Consider the following 1,571-nt stretch of genomic DNA (forward strand, 5'->3'; position numbering starts at 1 on the left):
ATGGTGCGCGTCAGCAACTGCGGTGCGGCAAACGCAAAATTCGGTATCAAGGGCGATAGTGCGGCGAGCGCGGCTATCGCACTGGATTGCTGGAGGAATCGGCGACGGCTAGGCATGGGCGTGCTCCCTTCTCAGTCAGTTCATGGCGCAGGAAGAATCCTACAAACAAATCAGACTCCAGTATGGCCATACGCGGATGCCATAGCGCCTCGAAGCGGAAAATGAAACATTACGAAAATATTTACTTCATCCACACAAACGAAACCGCCTGCGTTAGGCAGGCGGTTTCAGAGGGCGCGTTCAGGCCGGGATCAGTGCATGAACAGGGCGATGAGGATGATCACTGGGATCGGTACACCGAGGAAAAACAACAGAAGTGAGCGCATGGTGATTCTCCTTTCAACGAACTGAGGCAGTTGGGGTAGCGAGGTGACGGTCACGTTCGTGCCAGGTCACCGCATCACGGCGGCGGCCGCCGAAGGTGGCAGCGAAGCTGGCGAAGAAAGCCCCGCACAGCAACGATACGAAGGTCCAGAGCGCTGTGGCTGCGGCGACTTTCTTGGCGGTATCGGCAGCATTTTGCGCGGCCAGCTTGGCGTCTTCGACCGATTGACGAGCCTGACCGTAGACCTGGTCGACCCGCTGCTCTGCCTGAGCCTGGGTCAGGCTGGTGCGCTGGCTTACCATTTGTGCGAGGTAGCTGCGGTCTTCGGCAGCCAGTTGCCCACCATTAGCCACAGTGCGGGCGAAAATACGCGTTACCACACCGTGCGCCGCATCGTCGCTGACCGCGACAGGACGATTGTCACGAAACAGCGTATCGACAAAATAACCGAACGGATCGGCGTCGCTATTGCTCGCAGAAGCGCCTGCCGCACCGCCCACTGCACTGACCGCACCGGAAGCTACGCCAGCGCCAGCCTGAACAGTCCCGCCCACCACGCTGCTCACCGAGCCCAATATCAGCATGGCGGTGACCAACGTTGCCACTGCCCAGGCGAGGAAGCCGTGAGCGGTGTCGCGAAAATAGACTTCATCACCGTGCATGCTGGCCCATTTCACCCGCAACCGCCCTGCCAGGTAGCCACCCAAGCCGGAAGCGACGATTTGTGTGAAAGCCAACCATAGAATTGTCGAGACGCCGATTCCAGTGGCGCTCATGCCCTTGTTTTCCCAGGGCGAGACGGCAGAGAGCCCGAGACCGAAGCCCAGAACCACGAGAATCATGGAGAGTGCGGCAGCCCCTGCGGCACCGGCGAAAATCGCCGCCCAGGAAACACCGGAGTGAGTGGAACTGTCAGCCGAAGCGGACAGCGCGGCAGCAGGTAGGTGGTCAGCATGGGTAATCATTGTTGTAGTGCTCCAAGCGATAACAGCGTCATGGACGGTTCACAGCTTTAGAGGTGCATGACGCATGCCATCAATACCCAGCCAACAAATTCAGCACATTCAACGAGATAGAATAGCTAGCTCGAAATATCATCATGCAAAGTGCCCGACCGAACCCTACCCAACGGGCGTTCTGCATTATTTGGCAACAATTCCCACGGAACCGTAGCAGCGGCGTAAGC

The 1,571-nt window shown here is 58.4% G+C and carries 3 protein-coding genes; 1 reads left to right on the top strand and 2 read right to left on the bottom strand.

Annotated elements, in window-relative coordinates:
* Positions 1-116: twin-arginine translocation signal domain-containing protein (locus B3397_RS17730; RefSeq protein ID WP_296252607.1), on the bottom strand; the 116-nt coding region annotated here is incomplete at its 3' end.
* A gap of 105 nt (positions 117-221) precedes the next feature.
* On the opposite strand from B3397_RS17730, the gene B3397_RS17735 reads away from it, so the two are divergent.
* The gene (locus B3397_RS17735; RefSeq protein WP_296252598.1) at positions 222-380 is read left to right on the top strand and encodes a hypothetical protein; all 159 of its coding nucleotides are present in this window, start codon (positions 222-224) and stop codon (positions 378-380) included.
* 19 nt (positions 381-399) lie between these two features.
* On the opposite strand, the gene B3397_RS17740 is transcribed toward B3397_RS17735, so the two are convergent.
* Positions 400-1,350 carry a hypothetical protein gene (locus B3397_RS17740; RefSeq protein ID WP_296252601.1) on the bottom strand — a complete coding sequence of 317 codons (951 nt, stop codon included), beginning with the start codon at positions 1,348-1,350 and terminating at the stop codon, positions 400-402.
* Between the last annotated feature and the right edge of the window lie 221 nt (positions 1,351-1,571).

Origin of the sequence: Pseudomonas sp. UBA4194 (assembly GCF_002379585.1) — a bacterium.
In the GTDB taxonomy this organism is placed as follows: domain Bacteria; phylum Pseudomonadota; class Gammaproteobacteria; order Pseudomonadales; family Pseudomonadaceae; genus Aquipseudomonas.

Coding starts and splice junctions, on each gene's coding strand:
- B3397_RS17740 (WP_296252601.1), bottom strand. CDS start 1,350: ATGATTACCCATGCTGACCACCTACCTGCTGCCGCGCTGTCCGCTTCG.
- B3397_RS17735 (WP_296252598.1), top strand. CDS start 222: ATGAAACATTACGAAAATATTTACTTCATCCACACAAACGAAACCGCC.